Origin of the sequence: Edaphocola aurantiacus (assembly GCF_019797745.1) — a bacterium.
GTDB classification, from domain to species: domain Bacteria; phylum Bacteroidota; class Bacteroidia; order Chitinophagales; family Chitinophagaceae; genus Edaphocola; species Edaphocola aurantiacus.
The window spans coordinates 257,521-275,276 of the sequence record NZ_VOSI01000002.1 but is presented as its reverse complement, the minus strand read 5'-3'; the positions used below and the strand labels follow the sequence as shown (position 1 = coordinate 275,276).

Sequence of the window (17,756 nt, the reverse complement as noted above, 5' to 3'; positions counted from 1 at the left end):
CCCGTGTAACCAAGGCGACATTATGATTTATTTCAGTAAGACTCTTCTTGCTCTTTTTCTATAGGGTTTAATCCTCACTTCCGTCATCGGAAGTGGTTGATTTGCCATAATCCTTGATGGATTGTGCAAATTCCTTAGCAGGTTTGAATGCCGGAATCAGGTGCTCCGGAATCTCAACTGCTACGTTTTTCTTAATGTTGCGGCCGATTTTTGCCGCTCTTTTTTTGACGATAAAGCTCCCGAATCCTCTTATAAACACTGCTTCGCCGTCGGTAAGAGAGTTCTTAACTTCTTTGAAAAATGTTTCTAAGGTTACGAGTACGTCAACTTTCGGAATGCCAGTTTTGTCAGCAATCCTTGCTACCATGTCTGCTTTTCTCATAGGTCAGTAGTACAATTGTTAAAGAGATGAAAAATGACGTTACACATAATACTTATACGCCCACTACTGTACGAATAGTGGTATACGCCAACAAAATTACTGAAATATATGTATAGCTATGTCTTACGCGATTGTTAATGAGAAAAGGTGATATGTGTATTTATTTGTAGAATAGATTGTTATCTAATTTCTTGACATAATTCGATCAGCACACTATTTGTACTTTTAGGGTGTAAAAAGCATACTAGCTTGTTATCTGCGCCTTTTTTGGGTTGTTCGTTGAGTAAAACAAAGCCCGATTCCTTCAACCTGGCCATCTCACTTTCGATGTTTTCAACCTCGAAAGCAATGTGGTGAATGCCTTCTCCTTTCTTCTCAATATACTTCGCAATGGTACCGTCCGGGCTGGATGAGGCAACCAGCTCAATTTTAGTTTCACCGGTCTGGAAAAAAGCGGTACTTACGTTTTCACTTTCAACAGCTTCTGTCTTATAGCTTTTGACATTCAGTAACTGCTCGAAGAGGGAAATGGAGGCATTCAGGTCTTTGACAGCGATGCCGATATGTTCTACATTTTTAAACATAAAATAAAATTATAAATATTGCAAATCAAGGAATCAAAAATCATGATACACTTGAAGCTACAAAACTAAGTTAAAGCCCTTACTTTTGTATTTAATTTTCTCAACCCTGATCGGCTTTGGTATATCTCGATTATAACGCAACAACTCCCTGTTCGGAAGAAGTGGTGCAGGCGATGCTGCCTTATTTCTCAGAAAAATTTGGGAATGCCGCAAGCAGAACGCATGCTAAAGGCTGGCAGGCGGATGAAGCGGTTCAGATAGCAAGGAGGCAGGTGGCGGAGTTAATACATGCAGAAGACCAATCTATTGTATTTACTTCCGGAGCTACAGAAAGCTGTAACCTGGCCCTGAAGGGGGTATTTGAGGTGATGAAGGGATTTGGAAATCACATCATTACCTGCAGTACGGAGCATAAGGCAGTATTGGATACCTGTGCGCACCTGGAAAGCCAGGGTGCCAGGATTACATATCTTAATCCGGATGTGTCCGGAAGAATAAACCTGGAGGAGCTTACAGCGGCTATTACTCCGGAGACGATCCTCATTGCCCTGATGTATGCCAATAATGAAACCGGGGTTATACATCCGGTAAAAGAGATTGGTGCCATTGCGAAAGCACACAAAGTGTTCTTTTTCTGTGATGCCACACAGGCTGTGGGAAAGATACCCGTTAATGTGCAGGAAGAGGGCATAGATCTTTTAGCGCTTAGCGCACATAAGTTTTATGGTCCCAAAGGAGTGGGTATTCTGTACACCCGGCGCAGATCACCAAGGGTCCAATTGGTTGCCCAGATCGATGGGGGAGGACACCAGAACGGAATGCGCAGCGGTACTTTAAACGTGCCGGCTATTGTAGGCCTGGGAAAAGCTGCAGAGCAGTGCCGTCTGCATATGGAAGAGTGGATGAGTGCAGTACATACGCTTAGAAATGAAGCTGAGGAGGCATTGCTGAAAATTGAAGGGGCCGTGTTGAACGGAGACCTGGCGCAGCGATTGCCCAACGTGCTGAATATCGCATTTGAAGGGATAAAAGCAGAGCGACTGGTGAGCAGGCTAAACAATGACATCGCCTTTTCGGTAGGGTCGGCCTGTACCTCGGCACAACAAAAGGCTTCTCATGTGCTTACAGCGATGAACCTGCCTCAAACAGTGATAGAGGGTTCAGTACGCCTGAGCTTTGGAAGATATAATACTGTGGAAGAAGTCCGCTTCGCAGTAGAGAAAATTAAAGCGGCAGTAAATGAACTGAAAAAATAATAACATGATATATATTTCTGATAAAGCCGTTGCACGTGTGTTGCAGATTCAACAGGATGAAAGCCTGGGAGAGAATTTTTTCGTGCGCGTTAGTGTAGTAGGTGGTGGCTGTTCGGGCCTTTCTTATAAGCTGGATTTTGATAATCAATCACAATCCGGAGATCAGATATTTGTAGATAAAGGTATTACCCTGGTAACAGATATCAAGAGTTTCCTGTATTTATGCGATACCACCCTGGATTATTCCGATGGGTTGGATGGTAAAGGATTCCACTTTATCAACCCTAATGCCAGCCGTACCTGTGCCTGTGGGGACAGTTTTTCTGTCTAAAAAATTAAATTTTTATCCACCCGAAAGCCTTAATTTTGCAAGCTGATCATATAACACTTCTAGAAATTGAGTACCACGGTGGCAATTACAGATGACAAAAATAAGACGCAACCCTCTAAACTGAAGGATTATATACAACTGACCAAAGCTAATCTGAGCTTTATGGTTGTGTATTCCAGTTTAATCGGTTATTTATTGGCACCTCATGGCAACTTTACCTGGGTAACGGCTTTATTGCTGGCCATAGGGGGTAGCCTGATCACAATCAGTGCCAATATCGTAAACCAGATCCTGGAGCGGGAGAGCGACAAGCACATGCGTCGTACGCAGAACAGACCTTTGCCGGACGGGCGCATGAAGACCTCTGAGGCCTGGGTGCTGGTGTTTATCTTTGGTGTAATTGGTGTGGGCACCATTTGCTATTTCTTCAATGTTTTTGCAGGCATGCTTGGCCTGTTATCCCTATTACTTTACGGGTTTGCCTATACCCCGATGAAAAAGATCCACCCGATCGCAACGTTCATCGGAGCTATACCGGGCGCATTACCGCCGATCATCGGCTGGGTTGCGGCCAGCAACTCGCTCAGTGGCCTGGAAAATGTAGGCGGCTGGGCACTCTTCCTGATACAATTCTTCTGGCAGTTTCCTCACTTCTGGGCTATCGCCTGGGTGGGCTACGACGACTATCTGCGTGCAGGTATCCGTATGCTGCCGAGTCATGCCGGAAAGACCCGCTATACCGGTCTGCAGTGTATGTACTATAGTCTTACCCTGATTCCGATCAGCATGATCCCTTATGCCATAAAGCTTACCGGAACGTTTTCTATGTATGTTGCCGTAACCCTGGGACTGGCTTATTTTGTGGCTTCTTTCATGTTCTACCGCAGAAGTGATAATTCCAGCGCTAAAGGATTGATGTATACTTCATTCTTTTACCTCCCGATAGTGTTGCTGGCATTTTTATATGACAAACTCTAATTAAATCAATATATTTAAATAATAATGGAAACAGTAAAGGACCCGATGATGACTGAACAATTACCAGCGCCTACCCGGAAAGTGCATCCGCAGAAGTTTGCAATGTGGTTTGCCTTAGGGAGTATCATGCTGATGTTTGCCGGCTTTACCAGCGGTTACCTGGTACGCCGTGGTCAAGGTATGTGGGAGCAATTTGAAATGCCGCAGATATTTACCGTTTCAACCGGTGTAATCCTGGTGAGCAGCCTGACATATTTCCTGGGATTGAAATCATTTAAAAAGAAAAACTGGGGTGCCTATAATGGACTGATGTTGCTGACACTGGCTCTGGGTATTACCTTCATGGTGTTACAGTACCTTGGATTTAAAGATATGTATGCGCATAACATCCGCATCAATGGTAATGTGAGCAACTCATTCTTCTATGTTATTGCCGGAGCGCACCTTGCGCACATCCTGGGTGGCGTAGTAGCCCTGATTGTTGTACTGATCAAGAATCGTTTCTTTAACCCTCAGAAAAGTGCTGTGGGACTGGAAATTTTCGGTGCATACTGGCACTTTATCGATATTCTGTGGTTATACTTATATGTATTCCTGCTGATGTATCGCTAAAAAGCAGTAGGGGACTAATTATAATAAAAAATATTTTAACAAAAATACAGCAAAAGTGAATTTCTATTACTAAATTGCACCCAATTTAAAAAGTAATTTGGCATAGAAGTATACCAATAAAATTGTTTTTACAAAATTATGACACACGCAACAACAAATGCTAAATCCCCTTCTATCTGGGGCGGAGGGCAGTCGCCGTTTAAGTTGAGCTACGGTAAAGTAATGATGTGGTTTTTCCTGTTATCAGATGCTTTAACCTTCAGCGGTTTGTTAGCCTCAATGGGCTCTAACAGATTTATGCACAAAGTATGGCCTGATCCAAACCATGTATTCCATTCTGTACCATTTTTCGAAGGTTGGAATGCTCCACTGGTATTTGTAAGTTTTATGACTTTCGTGCTGATCGTATCTTCTGTAACCATGGTACTTGCTGTACATGCCGGTCACTGTAATGATAAAGCTGGTGTAATAAAATGGATGCTCTGGACCATTATCGGTGGTGTGATCTTCTTATCTTGTCAGGCTTGGGAGTGGACCCACTTATACCACAGCGGTGCATGGTGGGATTCTTACAATGATCTGTCTAAAACACCTGTTAGCTCTTTTGAACACCTCTTTAATACCCATAAGCCTTATGTAACGGATGTGTTGCAGAAGACGCCTGAGGTGGCCCTGAGCGCAACACATGAGTTCTATAACTACTTCTTTACCATTACCGGTTTCCACGGTATGCACGTAACATCAGGTGTAATCATCAACATCATTATCTTATTGAATGTTGTAAATAACACTTACGAGCTGAGAGGTCACTATGAAATGGTTGAAAAAGTAGGTCTGTACTGGCACTTTGTAGATCTGGTTTGGGTATTCGTATTCACCTTCTTCTACCTGTTGTAACCGATACCTTGCGAGGAAAAAATATTATTATTCAGATTATCAATATCAAATAAATTATGTCTCACCATCACGATACTCACGATCTGACTCACTTATACGAAGGAGATCAGTCTAAATTATATTCCGGTGTTCTGGCTCATCATGAAGATATCAACTCTGATGAAAGCCGTGCTAAGGTTAAGAGAATCTGGAAAGTTACCGGTATCCTTACCCTGATCACTATTATCGAGGTATTCGCAGGTCTGATGTTATATACATCTAATGCCAATGTACCGCATGTTCTGATCATTACTTTCTTCGTAGCTTTTACTTTGTTAAAAGCATACTACATTGTTAAAGTGTTCATGCACTTAGGTGATGAAACCAAAGTATTTGCTAAATTCGTACTCTTCCCGATGCTTTTAGTAGTATGGCTGGCAGTAGTTTTATTAGTAGATTCTACTTATCACTTAGGTATTGGTGAAACTTTCGGCCATACGGTTAAAGCTATTGTAGGAGGTCATTAATATTTTAAAACATATTTATCCATAATGTCTTCAAAAAAGTCAAAAGGATTTTTAATAGGAATAGCGGTGGCAGTTTTGCTCCCGCTTTCTTTTTTCCTATACTATAACAAATCCGTAAGCAGCGCACTTAATATCCCGAAATTCTATCGCCCGGAAAAGGTAGATAGTCAACTGGTAGATGGTAAAATGAAGTATGATACTGTATTTCATACCCTGAAAGATATACAACTGACCAATCAGTTAGGCCAGCAGGTAAGCCTTAATAAAGATCTGAGGGGAAAGATACTGGTGATCAATTTCTTCTTCTCTAAATGCCCGACTGTATGCCCGGCAATGACACACAATATCCAGGGAGTGGTAAAAGCATTTGATAAGAAAAGCCGTGACCTGGTTCAGTTCATCAGCATCTCTGTAGATCCGAATGATAGTGTGCCAGCGTTGAGGGCCTATGCCAATCGATTTACGACACAGCATGACCGCTGGTGGTTCCTGACCGGTAATCAGCAGGAAATATTTGACTATGCTAAAAATGAGCTGGGATTGAAGCTGGATGCAGAAACTCCAGATGAGTTCATCCACTCTCAGCAGGTAGTACTGGTCGATACCTTCCGTAATATACGCGGTTACTATGATGGATTAGATGGCCACGCCCTGACCAAGGTTGCAGATGGTGTCATCTTACTGGATCTCGAAAAACGTAAAAATCATAATAAATAGTTCTATGCAAGCCATTATTAATAAGAATGACCGCCGGGCTCGTTTCTGGATTATCCTGGTCTCTGTGATCATTTTTGCAGCAGTTGTTTTACTCGACAGTAAAGTGCTGAAAATCCCATACCCGTTTAGCTTTGATGTGCACCAGTTTGCCCTGGCTAATGCAATCATCAATTCACTGGTTTCTCTGTGCCTGATTATCGCCCTGGTTGCGATCAAACAGAAGAATATAAACCTGCATAAAAATGTAGTGTTGCTGGCCATTATTCTTTCAGTACTATTCCTCGTATCTTATATCTGCCACCATTTATGGGCAGGAGATACTAAATATGGCGGTGCAGGAGTCATCAAACTGGTATATTACTTCATCCTGATTACACACATCATCCTTGCAGCAGTGATCCTGCCATTCATCCTGTTCACAGCATACAGGGGCTTGACCGGAGAGTCTGACCGTCATCGCAAGATTGCCAAGTATACCTGGCCTTTATGGTTTTATGTATCAGTAACCGGTGTGGTGGTTTACCTCATGATTTCGCCTTATTATTCATAATTTACTTTTTTGTTATAATATTTTTCCCGAATTTTCAGTTCTATAATTCGAGATCGTATTTTTTAAAAGTTTTGACGCAATAACAGATGGAGACAGATATCAGACCATGGGGGCAATATTGGGTATTGGAAGATGCACCGACACATAAAGTAAAGCGTATCGTAGTGAAGCCAAAAGGGCGGTTAAGCTATCAGTATCATCATCATCGTTCTGAAATATGGACTATTATTGAAGGTGAAGCAACTATAACCCTTGATGGTGAAGTGTATACTTTAGGTCCCAGTGAAGTATTCAGAGTACCGCAAGGTGCCAAGCACAGATTAGAAAACAGGCAGGAAACTCCGCTGACCATAATAGAGATCCAATATGGTACCTATTTTGGTGAGGATGACATCATTCGTTTGGATGATGATTATCAAAGAGTATAAAATATTCAGTGTAAATAAAAAGCCGCAGAAATTATTCTGCGGCTTTTTATTTTTTCCTGGAAGGCCAGAGCGTACTCAGCAGGTGCTTTATGCCACTCCAGATATATAAAACCGGTATCAGTAAGGTAAAGGCGGGGTTTAACTTTGCCAGGTGGCCATAGGCCTGCATTTCACCTATACGCATGCGTTTTCGGTTGGCACTCAGTCCGCCTTCACTCAGTACCGGTCTGTCGAGCTGAGTAAGGAATAAGGGCAGTAACCAGGTCTGGTGACTATAGGTAAATCTTAATGCAAGATCATAATCTTCACAATACCGCATCCTGCTATCGAATCTCAGGCCCGTATTTCGCCTGAATAATACGCAGCTGGTAGATATGGGGTTTTGGTGCAAAAGGCTCAAAAATGAGGTTCTGAGGGGCCTTGTGGCGGGGTTGAATGTTTTGGGTAGATCAGCAGTCTGGTAATAATGCCAGAGCAGGTCGATCTGAGGTTGTGCCAGCAGTACCTGATGGCATAAAAGCAATTTTTCCCGGTGCCATTGATCATCGCTGTCGAGGAAGGCTACAAAATCGCCGGAGGCATGGTCCCAGCCACTGTTGCGCGCCGCAGCAGGTCCAGCATTGGCGGCCTGTTGCAATACCCTTACTTTATCTCCGAATGTTTGCTGCACCAGTGCTACGCCATTGTCCGTACTGCAATCATCAACAACAATGACCTCATGCGGCAAGTACTCCTGTTCGAGACAGGAAGTAATTGTTGCGAGTATCGTCCGGCTCGCATTATACATCGGTATGACTACAGAGAAGCGTAAACTCATGAGCCGGTTAATAATTTTTTATAAATATCCAGCAGGACTTTTTCATTTTCCTGCCAGTTATACACCTTACGGGCTTCAAGGCTGTTTGCAACCAGCTTATTGTAATAATCCTTTTCGTGCAGCAGGTAATTGATTTTTGCTGCAATCAGTTCCGGACTCGGATCTGCGGGCAGCAAAAGTGCAATTTCATATTGCTCATTTACCGCACGGTATTCCGGGTAGTCCATAGATAATTGTGGCACGGCATTGTGCATATAATCAAACAGGCGATTGGCCAGAGAATACACATTATTCTGCGATACACTATCCAGTAAGATGAGGCCTATCTTAGCCTCACGGGTAATATGGTACAGATCGTCCGGTGGTACAAACCCTTTAAAAGTGATCTTATCACTCACATTATATTCCTTTGCCAGCTGCTGTGCCTCTTCAAAAAAGTTTCCTCTGCCGCAGATAAGCAACGGGGTATCTACCCACTGCATGGCAGGTATCAATTGTTCGAAACAGCGCCCTTTATTCACCGCACCCTGATATAGTATAAACGGTTTACTATCCCGGTCCGGTATGGTTTCCAGTGGGCGTAAAACCGTTGCATTTGTAATAGTAGGATAGTGTACTCCATGTCTTTTAAGCAGGTACTGGCCACAGTAATTGCCCACAGTGTAGCCAACCGGAAATTGCGGTACCGCATAATCAGCAATCCAGTTCCAGATCTTTGCTTCACGGGGTTTAGTAACCACCTCTTTCATTTCTGTAAATAGCTCATGTGCATCATAAACCCGCTTGCAGCCTTTGATCTTTGAGGCCCAGAGTACGGACATAATAGTATCCAGGTCTATGGCACAGATCACATCTGCTCTTTTGAACAGCAGGTAAAAGAACAGTACTATCCAGTAGCTACCGTAGAATAATTTGCCGGCTGGTGCCAGTACCCGTAATTGTGTCTGGCGGAATGGCCGTTTGATCAAAGGCTGCCCTCTTTTCCGCCAGGGACCTACCAGCGTAACATCATACCCGGCCTCGGCGAGGGTAGTGCAGATGCGAATCATGCGCTGGTCATAATTCAGGTCATTGGTTACAGTAAATACGAGACGTTTGGGTGCCGGCATTGCTCAGAACATTTTGGGTATGCAATATTACAGAAAAAGGGTTATGTAGTGATACATAACCCTTTTTATATACGAAAAGTAGTAGTCTAGTTATACAGGCTGCTTCTCATGTCTTTTACATCAGCAGACTCACGGATGGATTGCATAATCATTTGCGTTGCATTTGATTTCATCATCATATCGTTCATCATGCGCTCTGTTTTCAGATCACGGCCCATTGCAGCATTTACAAAACGTTTGTTTACCAGAACGAAGTATACGCCATTCAGACCACCGATACCAGGAGAAACAGTGTTGTCTTTGAAGTTTTTATTGAAGATATAACCCTGTACTTTAGGTTCGTTACCGATACCCTGGATAGAGTTAGCAACAAATGTTACTGAATCTGCAGTAGCAATCTGTAACTGGTTGTTTTGTGCAATTACATCCAGTCCTTTGCCTTTGTTGGCATCGATCAGTAACTGAGCTTTCTTCTGTTGTTTCAGGTAGCTTTCCAGCGCTGTTTTAGTAGCACCGGTAGGCTTAATGATACCTTTAGGATTGATCTCCGTAAGTTTAGCTACCACCAGGCGGTTGCCGCTTAAAGGGAAGATCTGAGAAGCATCACCAACTTTAGCATTATATACCCATCTTACCATATCGTTAGATGCACCTACACCAGGAATGATAAAGCTGTTTTGGTTGATACCACCAGCATTTTGTTTGTTCAGACCATTAGCCAATGCTTCTTTATCGAAAGCTTTAGGGTCAGTAGTGATCTTCTGAGCAAACTGAGACGCTTTTGCGTAAATCGCATTATAAGTATTGTTGTCAGCGCTTAATTGTTTACCAACAAACGCAATTTTGCTGCTGGAGATTTCTTTACCTTTTTTCAGGATCTGGATATAGTGGAAACCGGCATAACCCTGGTTGTCAACTTTTACCACTTTGGTAGCGCCTACAGCAGCACTGCTGAATGCGAAGTCACCAAATTCTTTGCTGATACCTGATTTCTGAGACAGCGGGAATTCATATTCACCTTTCTGTGCATCAGGTCTCTGAGCATTATAGTCATCAGAGAAACGTACAACCAGTGAATCGAAAGGTACACCTGCTTTTTCCATAGCCAGAACACTGTCAATACGAGCCTGAGCCTGAGCATCGGTGCGCATTGCATTAGGACCTTGTTTCGTCATCACCAGAATGTGGCGCACTTTTACAGAATCAGGGAAGCTGCCGCGATCAACCACTTTTGCCAGTGTAACATTCTCACCCACAAAGAACGGGCCTACAACGCTACCCGGAGCAGCTGAAGTAATTTCTGCAGCATTAGGTAAAGTTTGTAATGCTTCGTTAGTCTGGTATGCTACCGGAATTGGGTTGTCAGAATTTCTTTTTACAAATGCCTCATCATCTGTAGCTGCAGCAAAGTCTGCACGCAGTGCATTGATAGAAGTCATTACACGTGCAGTATCATCTTTGGAAGGCAGGATGTTGAAGCTTACATATTCAACAGCACGAGTCTCTTCTTTAGATTCGAATTGTTTTTTATGAGCCTGAATGTATTTGTTGATATCATCATCAGTAACCTTTACTTTATCATCACTAACCAGTGTGAATGGCAGGTTTACATAGCTGATGGTCGCGTTGTTGGCTCTGCCTTCGTGCTGGTCATCCAGTACGAATTTCGGAGTATATACGCTACCGGCTACCATAGCAGAAAATTTATTCTGGATTTTAGCCTCTCTCAATTGTGTTTTGAACTGCTCCCATTGTGCTTTTTGCTTAGGGTCTTTAGTACGCTCCAGTTGCATTACCTGAGCAGCCACCTGTGCAGGATCTACCTGCTGGCCACCAGTCAGTGCCTGCATTACCATAGGGTCCAGGTTATTGCCGGAGAACATTTCTTTCATCTCTGATTCTGTAACCGTCAGGCCCAGTTTATCATTGATGTCAGCCATCAGCTTTTCCAGTACCATTTGGTTGAACACCTGGTCTCTTGCCTGTGCACGGGTATTTTCGTCAGTCGGTTGTCCCTGTTGTTTCAGCTGATCTTCATATGCCGTAATACGGGATTCATATTCTTTAAAATCGATTTTGCTGCCGTTTACATTCGCTATTTTGGTAGATTTCCCAAATAACCCTCCGCCGCGACCGCCACTGGTAGCATCCATAAGAACAAAGCCTACTAAGGCCACAACGATGACCCCACCTGCTATTTTAGCGTATTTGTCACGGATGTTTTGAATTATTGCCATTTTCCTACTTTATGTTTTTAATAAAATGAAAGTGCGCAAATCTAATAAAAATTAATATCATTTCAAAAATGTGCGCAATAGTGATTACAAAGGGGTAATATACAGCTTTTCCCAGATTATTTCAAGGTTGAGAAAATTCCGCTTAAACCGAGGCGTAACCCATAATTCGGCCGTGCCTTACCCTGCTCGTATCCGGCAACCAGGTCAACCCTCAGCACTTTCATAAATTTGAAGCCTATATTTTCCAGTCCGACAGAATATTCACCGTAATACTGGTTCTGGTTAATGTACATCAGGTTACCGGCAGCAACCAAATGCCAGTTCAGGCGTTTAAACAGGGGCACTTTGTTGGTAAGCCAGCCATTAAAATGCCATTCTGCATGCATTTCAGTATACAGGGAGGGAATGCTGCTGAAGCGGTAATAAGGGGCCAGCTGGAAGCTATTCAGGTACTGCCCCGACAGGATAGTCTGGTTGCCCATAATATGATACATATCCGGGTTGCCTACATAGCGCTTATTCAGAAAGCCCCCGGCCAGTACATTGTAGCGGATATTACCCAGCAACTTCATGGAGAATTCATCTTTTATCGAAACCGTCCAGCGGTCAAAATCGCTGCGGCTGCCCATAATACCTGCTATACCTTTACTGTAGGATAAGCCGAACAGTGGAGCATTGCCTTTTACGGCTGCTTTTTGGTGCGGGTATTGGATGTATTTCCAGCCTGGCTGATAGTTCAGGCTGATGGTGGCGATGGCCGCTTTATGTGCTTCAAATGCGGGCAATTCGGGAGGATTGTTAGGCGTAAATTCGCCTCTTCTTTTTTGATAGAAAGTATAATCCGTATGATTCTCCATCGGGCTTCTGTCTTCGTAACGCAGATCTGCCGATAAGGACAATCCGTTGCCCCAACGGTTTTCAAAATTAAGCCTGCCGATGCTTGCCTGGTACAGTTTCATATAATTCGCCCCGTAAAAAAGGCTTACGGAAGTATTCCAGGGTGCACTGATCGGGTTGTCCGGGTTAATCTGGAATACATAACGGCCGCCACTGAGCTGTACTTTCCAGCCCTTATCTGTTCGGGTAGTATCCTCATGCGCATATTGTGCGGTGTACATATACTGGTATTGCTGATTGGCCCAGCCATAACGGTTGTTGGCAATGAGTTTTACCATATCTCCTTTGTGCGGATTGTATTGCCAGTAAGGCTCCAGTCCGGTGTATAAACCCTCAACAGTATTATATCCTACTTGATTGAGCAGCCCGCTTAATCCGAATTCATGATGGCCTTTGCGGATATACGCACCCATGGTCAGGAAGGAAACGAGGTCCAGCCGGCGGGAGCTTGGAGGGCCGAGCGAGTCCCGCATTTTCTGGATTATCTGTGCCGCACTGTCTTTTTTATGATAGTTGGTCTGCTCTTCCGTACTAAGGCTTATGGGCCTTTGCTGCTCCCAATAGCTGCTGTCTCTTGATAAAGATTCCGGATCATAGGTGCTGATTATTTTGCTGCTGAACAGCTTTTCATTTACCGGTTTGTTGATCACCATATTGCCGTAATTGGTCACAAAGTCGCCGGAGAATTTAAAGCCCAGGATAGACATATACGGGTACATAATCTGCTGTTGTATCACCCATAATTTACTGTCTTCCGTTTTGCGGTATTGCTGCTCAAACACAAGTGTGTCCAGCATCTCCATCTGTGCTCTCTTGTCCAGCGATAGCTGCACCTGCTGGAAAACCCAGTCGCCCTCTACCACATAAACCGTACCCCGGAACAGAGGCTCAAATTCTCTTTTCGGGATAACCGCAATTTTATGAATCATCAGGCCATTGTCCATATAGGATTGCAGCAGCCGGAAGCGGTAATAGAAAAACGCATTGTTGTGTGCCGGAGAGATGAAGCCACGGCTACCGATACCGGAGAGCAGGCTTACATTATTTTCATAAATATTGACAATAGCAGGCATTTGTGCAAATCCCAGTCCCTTGGGGTCCCCGCTGGTCTTTATCGCTTTTACCTCATTGTAGGTACTTTTGGGGGCCTTATAGGTATAATGCGTCATTTGCTCCAACAGGTATAAGATGCCCCTGTTGTTACTGTCCAGCATCAGGTCCTTTTGCATGTCAGCCGCATCTTTCTCTTCTATCTTTACTCCGAAAAAAGATTTAGGTATATCGCGCATCAGGAGCTTACCTTTAAGATACACATCTGCCTCCAGGGTTTTGATGGCCTTACTGTGCTTCGATTTTTGTGCAATAACTTGGCGCATGATGGCATATGCAGGATCTTCTGCATTAGCTTTTACCGTAACCTCTGTCAATTCTTTCGACTCTTCTTCCAGGACGATATCCAGCGTTTCAGTACTGTTGCTTACCATAAGGGTTTTATAGGTCGGTTTATAACCGATCATACGTACAACCAGTGTGGCTTTGCCTTCGGGCAGCCGCAGCACATAGTAGCCATCTTCATTGGCCGCAGTACCATTGCTCGTTCCGCTGACCTGCAGGGTGGCAAATGGAATGGCCTCGCCTTTAGGGTCTGTAATTTTTCCTTTGAGTGTGACTGCCCATATTACCTGGCAGCAGAGTAAGCTGCAGCAAAGCAGTAACAGTGTTTTACATTTCATCATGATAGGGTCTATAGGGGGTGATATATACCAGAACGGACCACATCGTAATCTTATGCGGTCAATAGATACTTAATCGGATTAAAGGCAAAAAAGTTACAAAGAATCTTAAATATTTTTTAATATCATCTGTATCAGATGCCGGATAAGTATGGATTGTCCGGCTGTAACAAGCATATTTCGAAAGCGGTCTGGTCACAGTATTTTATGATTCTAACAATAGTTTGTACTTTTGCGCTGTTCTATATAAAAAATATTTCATATCAATATTATGCAGTCATCATTTTCTCCATTAGGCGCCATAAGCCCTGTAGACGGTCGTTATCATAAACAAGTACAGGAACTGGCCGGATATTTTTCTGAATTCGGTCTGATCCGTTATCGTGTACGGGTAGAAATTGAGTATTTTATTTTACTGGCAGATAAAGGTATTTTCACGATGCCGGAATCGGTAAAGCCAGCTCAGTTGCGTGCGATCTATGAAGAGATGACTGAAGAGGATGCACAGCAGATCAAGGAAACCGAAAAGGTAACCAACCACGATGTAAAAGCGGTAGAGTATTTTATCAAAGAGCGGCTGAATCAGCTGGGCGGGGAAAGTGTTGCAGAATGGGTACACTTTGGGCTTACTTCTCAGGATGTAAACAATACAGCTATCCCGCTTTTATGGAAAGAAGCCGTGGAGGAAGTATACATGCCTTACCTGCTGAATGTAATGTCTACAATACGCACGATGGCCCGCTCCTGGAAAGATATTTCTATGCTGGCTAAAACACATGGTCAGCCTGCTTCTCCGACCACATTGGGTAAAGAAATTATGGTGTTTATCGAACGCCTGCAAAACCAGATTGACCTGTTCGGATATGTTCCTTATGCTGCGAAATTCGGAGGGGCAACCGGTAACTTCAATGCGCACCACGTGACCTTCCCTGGCCATGACTGGGTTGCTTTCGGTAACGAATTTGTAAATGAGCGCCTGGGCCTGCAGAGAATGCAGTTTACTACACAGATCGAGCACTACGATAACCTTGCTGCACACTTTGATACCTTAAAACGTATTGACAATATCCTGATCGATTTCTGTCGTGATATCTGGACATATGTATCGATGGAGTACTTTAAGCAAAAGACAAAGAAAGGAGAAGTTGGTTCTTCTGCAATGCCGCATAAAGTAAACCCTATCGATTTTGAAAATGCAGAAGGAAATCTGGGTGTAGCCAATGCTTTATATGAGCACCTGAGTGCCAAATTACCGATCAGCCGCCTGCAGAGAGACCTTACGGATTCTACAGTGTTAAGAAATATCGGCGTGCCTATGGCGCATGGTTTGATTGCCTTAAAATCTATTGAAAAAGGTTTAGGTAAACTGTTGCTGAATGAGGCGAAAATCAGTGCAGATCTGGATAATAACTGGGCTGTAGTGGCAGAGGCTATTCAGACCATTCTGAGAAGAGCACAATATCCGCAACCATATGAAGCGCTTAAAGAGCTGACCAGAGGACAGGAGGGTATAACACAGAAAACGCTGCACCAGTTTATCGAAGGACTGGATGTTTCAGGCGAAATCAAAAAAGAGCTTAAAGCGATCACTCCGCATAACTATACCGGAGTAGACTTTGAATACTAGTATAACCAGAATATTGGAAAAATTTTTTTGAATTTTTTGACAAAAAAATTTGTGCGATTAAAAAAGAATCCTATCTTTGCAATCCCAAACGGGAAAAGAGTTCTAAAGTTCTTTCAATATTCAATGCAGAAGTAGCTCAGCTGGTAGAGCACAACCTTGCCAAGGTTGGGGTCGCGCGTTCGAATCGCGTCTTCTGCTCCAAATTCTTTAGGGAATTTTTAGACGATCATTTTTATGATTTGCCTAAGCCCTGGTGGTGAAATTGGTAGACACGCAGGACTTAAAATCCTGTGGGCAGCAATGTCCGTGCCGGTTCAAGTCCGGCCCGGGGCACAAAAAACCAGTAGGTACGCAAGCGTACCTAACCTGCAGAAGTAGCTCAGCTGGTAGAGCACAACCTTGCCAAGGTTGGGGTCGCGCGTTCGAATCGCGTCTTCTGCTCTCTTCAAAAGTCCAAACAATATGTTTGGACTTTTTTTATGCCCTTTTTTGAAAGATCTGCTATCTTACCAGCATCTTTTATTGCCCGCTTATTTTTACGTAGACATTAGTAATATTGCGTTCTGTTATGTAGCAGATCTAAAAATGTTTTCATAGTCTCATGCCTCAACAATTCCGTCAGAACCGAGTTATATATGCTGCCCTGTTTATACTGGTCTGCATTCCCTTATTCGCCGGTTTGGGTAGTTTGTCTATCCGGCTCTGGGATGAATCGAGACTGGCGGTAAATGCCATAGAAATGTATGAAAACCACAATCCCTGGGTTACCTATTTCGATGGCAAACCTGATATGTGGAATACCAAACCGCCATTGATGATATGGCTGCAGGTATACTCCCTGAAATTATGGGGCATTAATGAATGGGCTATACGTTTTCCTTCTGCAATGGCTGCCCTGCTGACACTGATTTTTTTGTTCCGGTTTATACAACAACGCATTGGCAACTCGGTATGGGCAGTACTTACAGCCGGTATACTGGTGACGACGAAAGGTTATGTAGACTTGCATGTAACGCGTACGGGAGATTATGATGCCCTGCTCACTTTATGGACTACAGTAGGAGGGATTAATTTATGGCAGTATACCGAAACTAAATCTACCCGCCTGATTTGGATAGCGGCTGTGGCATTCGGCTTGGGCGTGCTTACGAAGGGGGTTGCCGGATTATTATTTGTGCCTGCTCTCGTCTTTTATCTTCTGCTCAGCGGGCAATTACAGGCTTTCCTCAGCAATAAAAATACTTATTTCGCAATAGCGGTTTTCCTGCTGATAGCTCTGCCTTATTACTTTATCCGAGAGCGGTATAATCCCGGCTACCTTCATGCGGTGATGGAAAATGAACTGGGCGGGCGTTTTCTGGAAGCGAAAGAAGCTAACGACGGGAACTGGGCCTTCTACCTTTCCTGGATGACGGGCAGAGACTTTATTTTCTGGTTCCTGTTTGTACCAATAGGCATGTGGCTGGGGTATCGGCAACGCCGTGCCGCACATGGCCGCTTTGTTCTATTTACGGCTTTAATGGGCCTGGGATTTTTGCTGATGATCTCTCTGGCTAAAACCAAGCTGGGCTGGTATGATGCCCCGGTATATCCTTTCTTAGCCATTGTAGCGGCTTATGCTTTGTCGAGCGCATATCAATACCTGCATCATGCGGCAAACATCAGTCGGCTGCAGCGCAGGATGGGGGTTGGTTTCTTGATATTATTGTTTACGACGGCCTATGTTGTATTGTTGAAAGATACCCTTTCGGGAAATGATGCACATGCGGAAATCAACGTGCAGCACATCCGTCAATACAGCAGTAAAGAGGGGCCTGAGAAAGAAGCTGTATTGGTTTTTGATGATCACTATAATGCACCCTTAAAATTTTATTTGTACCAGGCTAAGGCAAAGGGGTTACTAATGAAAAAACAGGACGTGCCGGATCTTGTCGGAGCGTATATACAGAGCCAGGTCGGAGATAGTGTTGTTAAGGTGTCGGATCCTTACCTGATCAGGCATCTGCTTCATTATCATGGTGCCGTTATATGGCAGATAAAGAAGTAAACCTATACATAGAAAGTATAAAAAAAGTGCGGACAGTTAAACTGTCCG

At 43.7% G+C, this 17,756-nt stretch carries 17 protein-coding genes and 3 tRNA genes; 14 read left to right on the top strand and 6 right to left on the bottom strand.

Annotated features, from left to right (window positions below):
- Nucleotides 1-67 precede the first annotated feature (67 nt).
- Nucleotides 68-382, bottom strand: coding sequence for an HU family DNA-binding protein (locus FTD44_RS05790; RefSeq protein ID WP_222165579.1), 315 nt, complete (start codon nucleotides 380-382; stop codon nucleotides 68-70).
- Between the two features lie 179 nt (nucleotides 383-561).
- Nucleotides 562-966, bottom strand: a complete 405-nt coding sequence (mce, locus tag FTD44_RS05785; protein ID WP_222165578.1) for a methylmalonyl-CoA epimerase — start codon at nucleotides 964-966, stop codon at nucleotides 562-564.
- A 116-nt stretch (nucleotides 967-1,082) separates the two neighbouring features.
- Between mce and FTD44_RS05780 the strand changes: the two genes are divergently transcribed.
- From FTD44_RS05780 to FTD44_RS05740, 9 genes are all read left to right on the top strand, one after another.
- Nucleotides 1,083-2,222, top strand: coding sequence for a cysteine desulfurase family protein (locus tag FTD44_RS05780; RefSeq protein WP_222165577.1), 1,140 nt, complete (start codon nucleotides 1,083-1,085; stop codon nucleotides 2,220-2,222).
- A gap of 4 nt (nucleotides 2,223-2,226) precedes the next feature.
- On the top strand, nucleotides 2,227-2,553 hold the full coding sequence (locus FTD44_RS05775) for a HesB/IscA family protein (RefSeq protein WP_222165576.1): 327 nt from the start codon (nucleotides 2,227-2,229) through the stop codon (nucleotides 2,551-2,553).
- Nucleotides 2,554-2,619: 66 nt separating this feature from the next.
- A complete protein-coding gene (gene cyoE, locus FTD44_RS05770) occupies nucleotides 2,620-3,531 on the top strand; it encodes a heme o synthase (protein ID WP_129020104.1) in 912 nt (303 codons plus the stop codon).
- Between the two features lie 24 nt (nucleotides 3,532-3,555).
- Nucleotides 3,556-4,143 (top strand): cytochrome c oxidase subunit 3, encoded by a 588-nt coding sequence (locus FTD44_RS05765; protein ID WP_222165575.1) that lies wholly within the window; start codon nucleotides 3,556-3,558, stop codon nucleotides 4,141-4,143.
- Nucleotides 4,144-4,281: 138 nt separating this feature from the next.
- Nucleotides 4,282-5,040, top strand: coding sequence for a cytochrome c oxidase subunit 3 (locus FTD44_RS05760; RefSeq protein WP_129020102.1), 759 nt, complete (start codon nucleotides 4,282-4,284; stop codon nucleotides 5,038-5,040).
- Nucleotides 5,041-5,096: 56 nt separating this feature from the next.
- Entirely contained in the window at nucleotides 5,097-5,546 is a 450-nt protein-coding gene (locus FTD44_RS05755; protein WP_222165574.1) for a cytochrome C oxidase subunit IV family protein, read from the top strand.
- Nucleotides 5,547-5,612: 66 nt separating this feature from the next.
- Nucleotides 5,613-6,263, top strand: coding sequence for an SCO family protein (locus FTD44_RS05750; protein ID WP_161971206.1), 651 nt, complete (start codon nucleotides 5,613-5,615; stop codon nucleotides 6,261-6,263).
- A 4-nt stretch (nucleotides 6,264-6,267) separates the two neighbouring features.
- Entirely contained in the window at nucleotides 6,268-6,813 is a 546-nt protein-coding gene (locus FTD44_RS05745; RefSeq protein WP_129020099.1) for a DUF420 domain-containing protein, read from the top strand.
- Between the two features lie 86 nt (nucleotides 6,814-6,899).
- Nucleotides 6,900-7,241 carry a phosphomannose isomerase type II C-terminal cupin domain gene (locus FTD44_RS05740; protein WP_222165573.1) on the top strand — a complete coding sequence of 114 codons (342 nt, stop codon included), beginning with the start codon at nucleotides 6,900-6,902 and terminating at the stop codon, nucleotides 7,239-7,241.
- A 46-nt stretch (nucleotides 7,242-7,287) separates the two neighbouring features.
- Here the strand turns inward: FTD44_RS05740 and FTD44_RS05735 are convergent, their stop codons facing one another.
- From FTD44_RS05735 to FTD44_RS05720, 4 genes are all read right to left on the bottom strand, one after another.
- Nucleotides 7,288-8,058 (bottom strand): glycosyltransferase family 2 protein, encoded by a 771-nt coding sequence (locus FTD44_RS05735; protein ID WP_222165572.1) that lies wholly within the window; start codon nucleotides 8,056-8,058, stop codon nucleotides 7,288-7,290.
- Entirely contained in the window at nucleotides 8,055-9,167 is a 1,113-nt protein-coding gene (locus FTD44_RS05730; protein ID WP_246625355.1) for a glycosyltransferase, read from the bottom strand. The genes FTD44_RS05735 and FTD44_RS05730 overlap by 4 nt, the downstream gene beginning before the upstream one ends.
- Nucleotides 9,168-9,253: 86 nt before the next feature.
- The gene (locus tag FTD44_RS05725) at nucleotides 9,254-11,404 is read right to left on the bottom strand and encodes a peptidylprolyl isomerase (protein WP_222165571.1); all 2,151 of its coding nucleotides are present in this window, start codon (nucleotides 11,402-11,404) and stop codon (nucleotides 9,254-9,256) included.
- Nucleotides 11,405-11,520: 116 nt separating this feature from the next.
- Entirely contained in the window at nucleotides 11,521-14,037 is a 2,517-nt protein-coding gene (locus tag FTD44_RS05720; RefSeq protein ID WP_222165570.1) for a DUF5686 and carboxypeptidase regulatory-like domain-containing protein, read from the bottom strand.
- Nucleotides 14,038-14,305: 268 nt separating this feature from the next.
- Here FTD44_RS05720 and purB point away from each other — a divergent pair, with 268 nt between their 5' ends.
- The 5 genes from purB (at nucleotide 14,306) to FTD44_RS05695 (ending at nucleotide 17,708) form a co-directional block, all read left to right on the top strand.
- On the top strand, nucleotides 14,306-15,661 hold the full coding sequence (gene purB, locus FTD44_RS05715) for an adenylosuccinate lyase (protein ID WP_222165569.1): 1,356 nt from the start codon (nucleotides 14,306-14,308) through the stop codon (nucleotides 15,659-15,661).
- A gap of 125 nt (nucleotides 15,662-15,786) precedes the next feature.
- Nucleotides 15,787-15,862, top strand: a tRNA-Gly gene (locus FTD44_RS05710).
- A 46-nt stretch (nucleotides 15,863-15,908) separates the two neighbouring features.
- Nucleotides 15,909-15,994, top strand: a tRNA-Leu gene (locus FTD44_RS05705).
- Nucleotides 15,995-16,029: 35 nt separating this feature from the next.
- A tRNA-Gly gene (locus FTD44_RS05700) sits at nucleotides 16,030-16,102 on the top strand.
- 160 nt (nucleotides 16,103-16,262) lie between these two features.
- A complete protein-coding gene (locus FTD44_RS05695; protein ID WP_222165568.1) occupies nucleotides 16,263-17,708 on the top strand; it encodes an ArnT family glycosyltransferase in 1,446 nt (481 codons plus the stop codon).
- The last annotated feature ends 48 nt before the right edge of the window (nucleotides 17,709-17,756 follow it).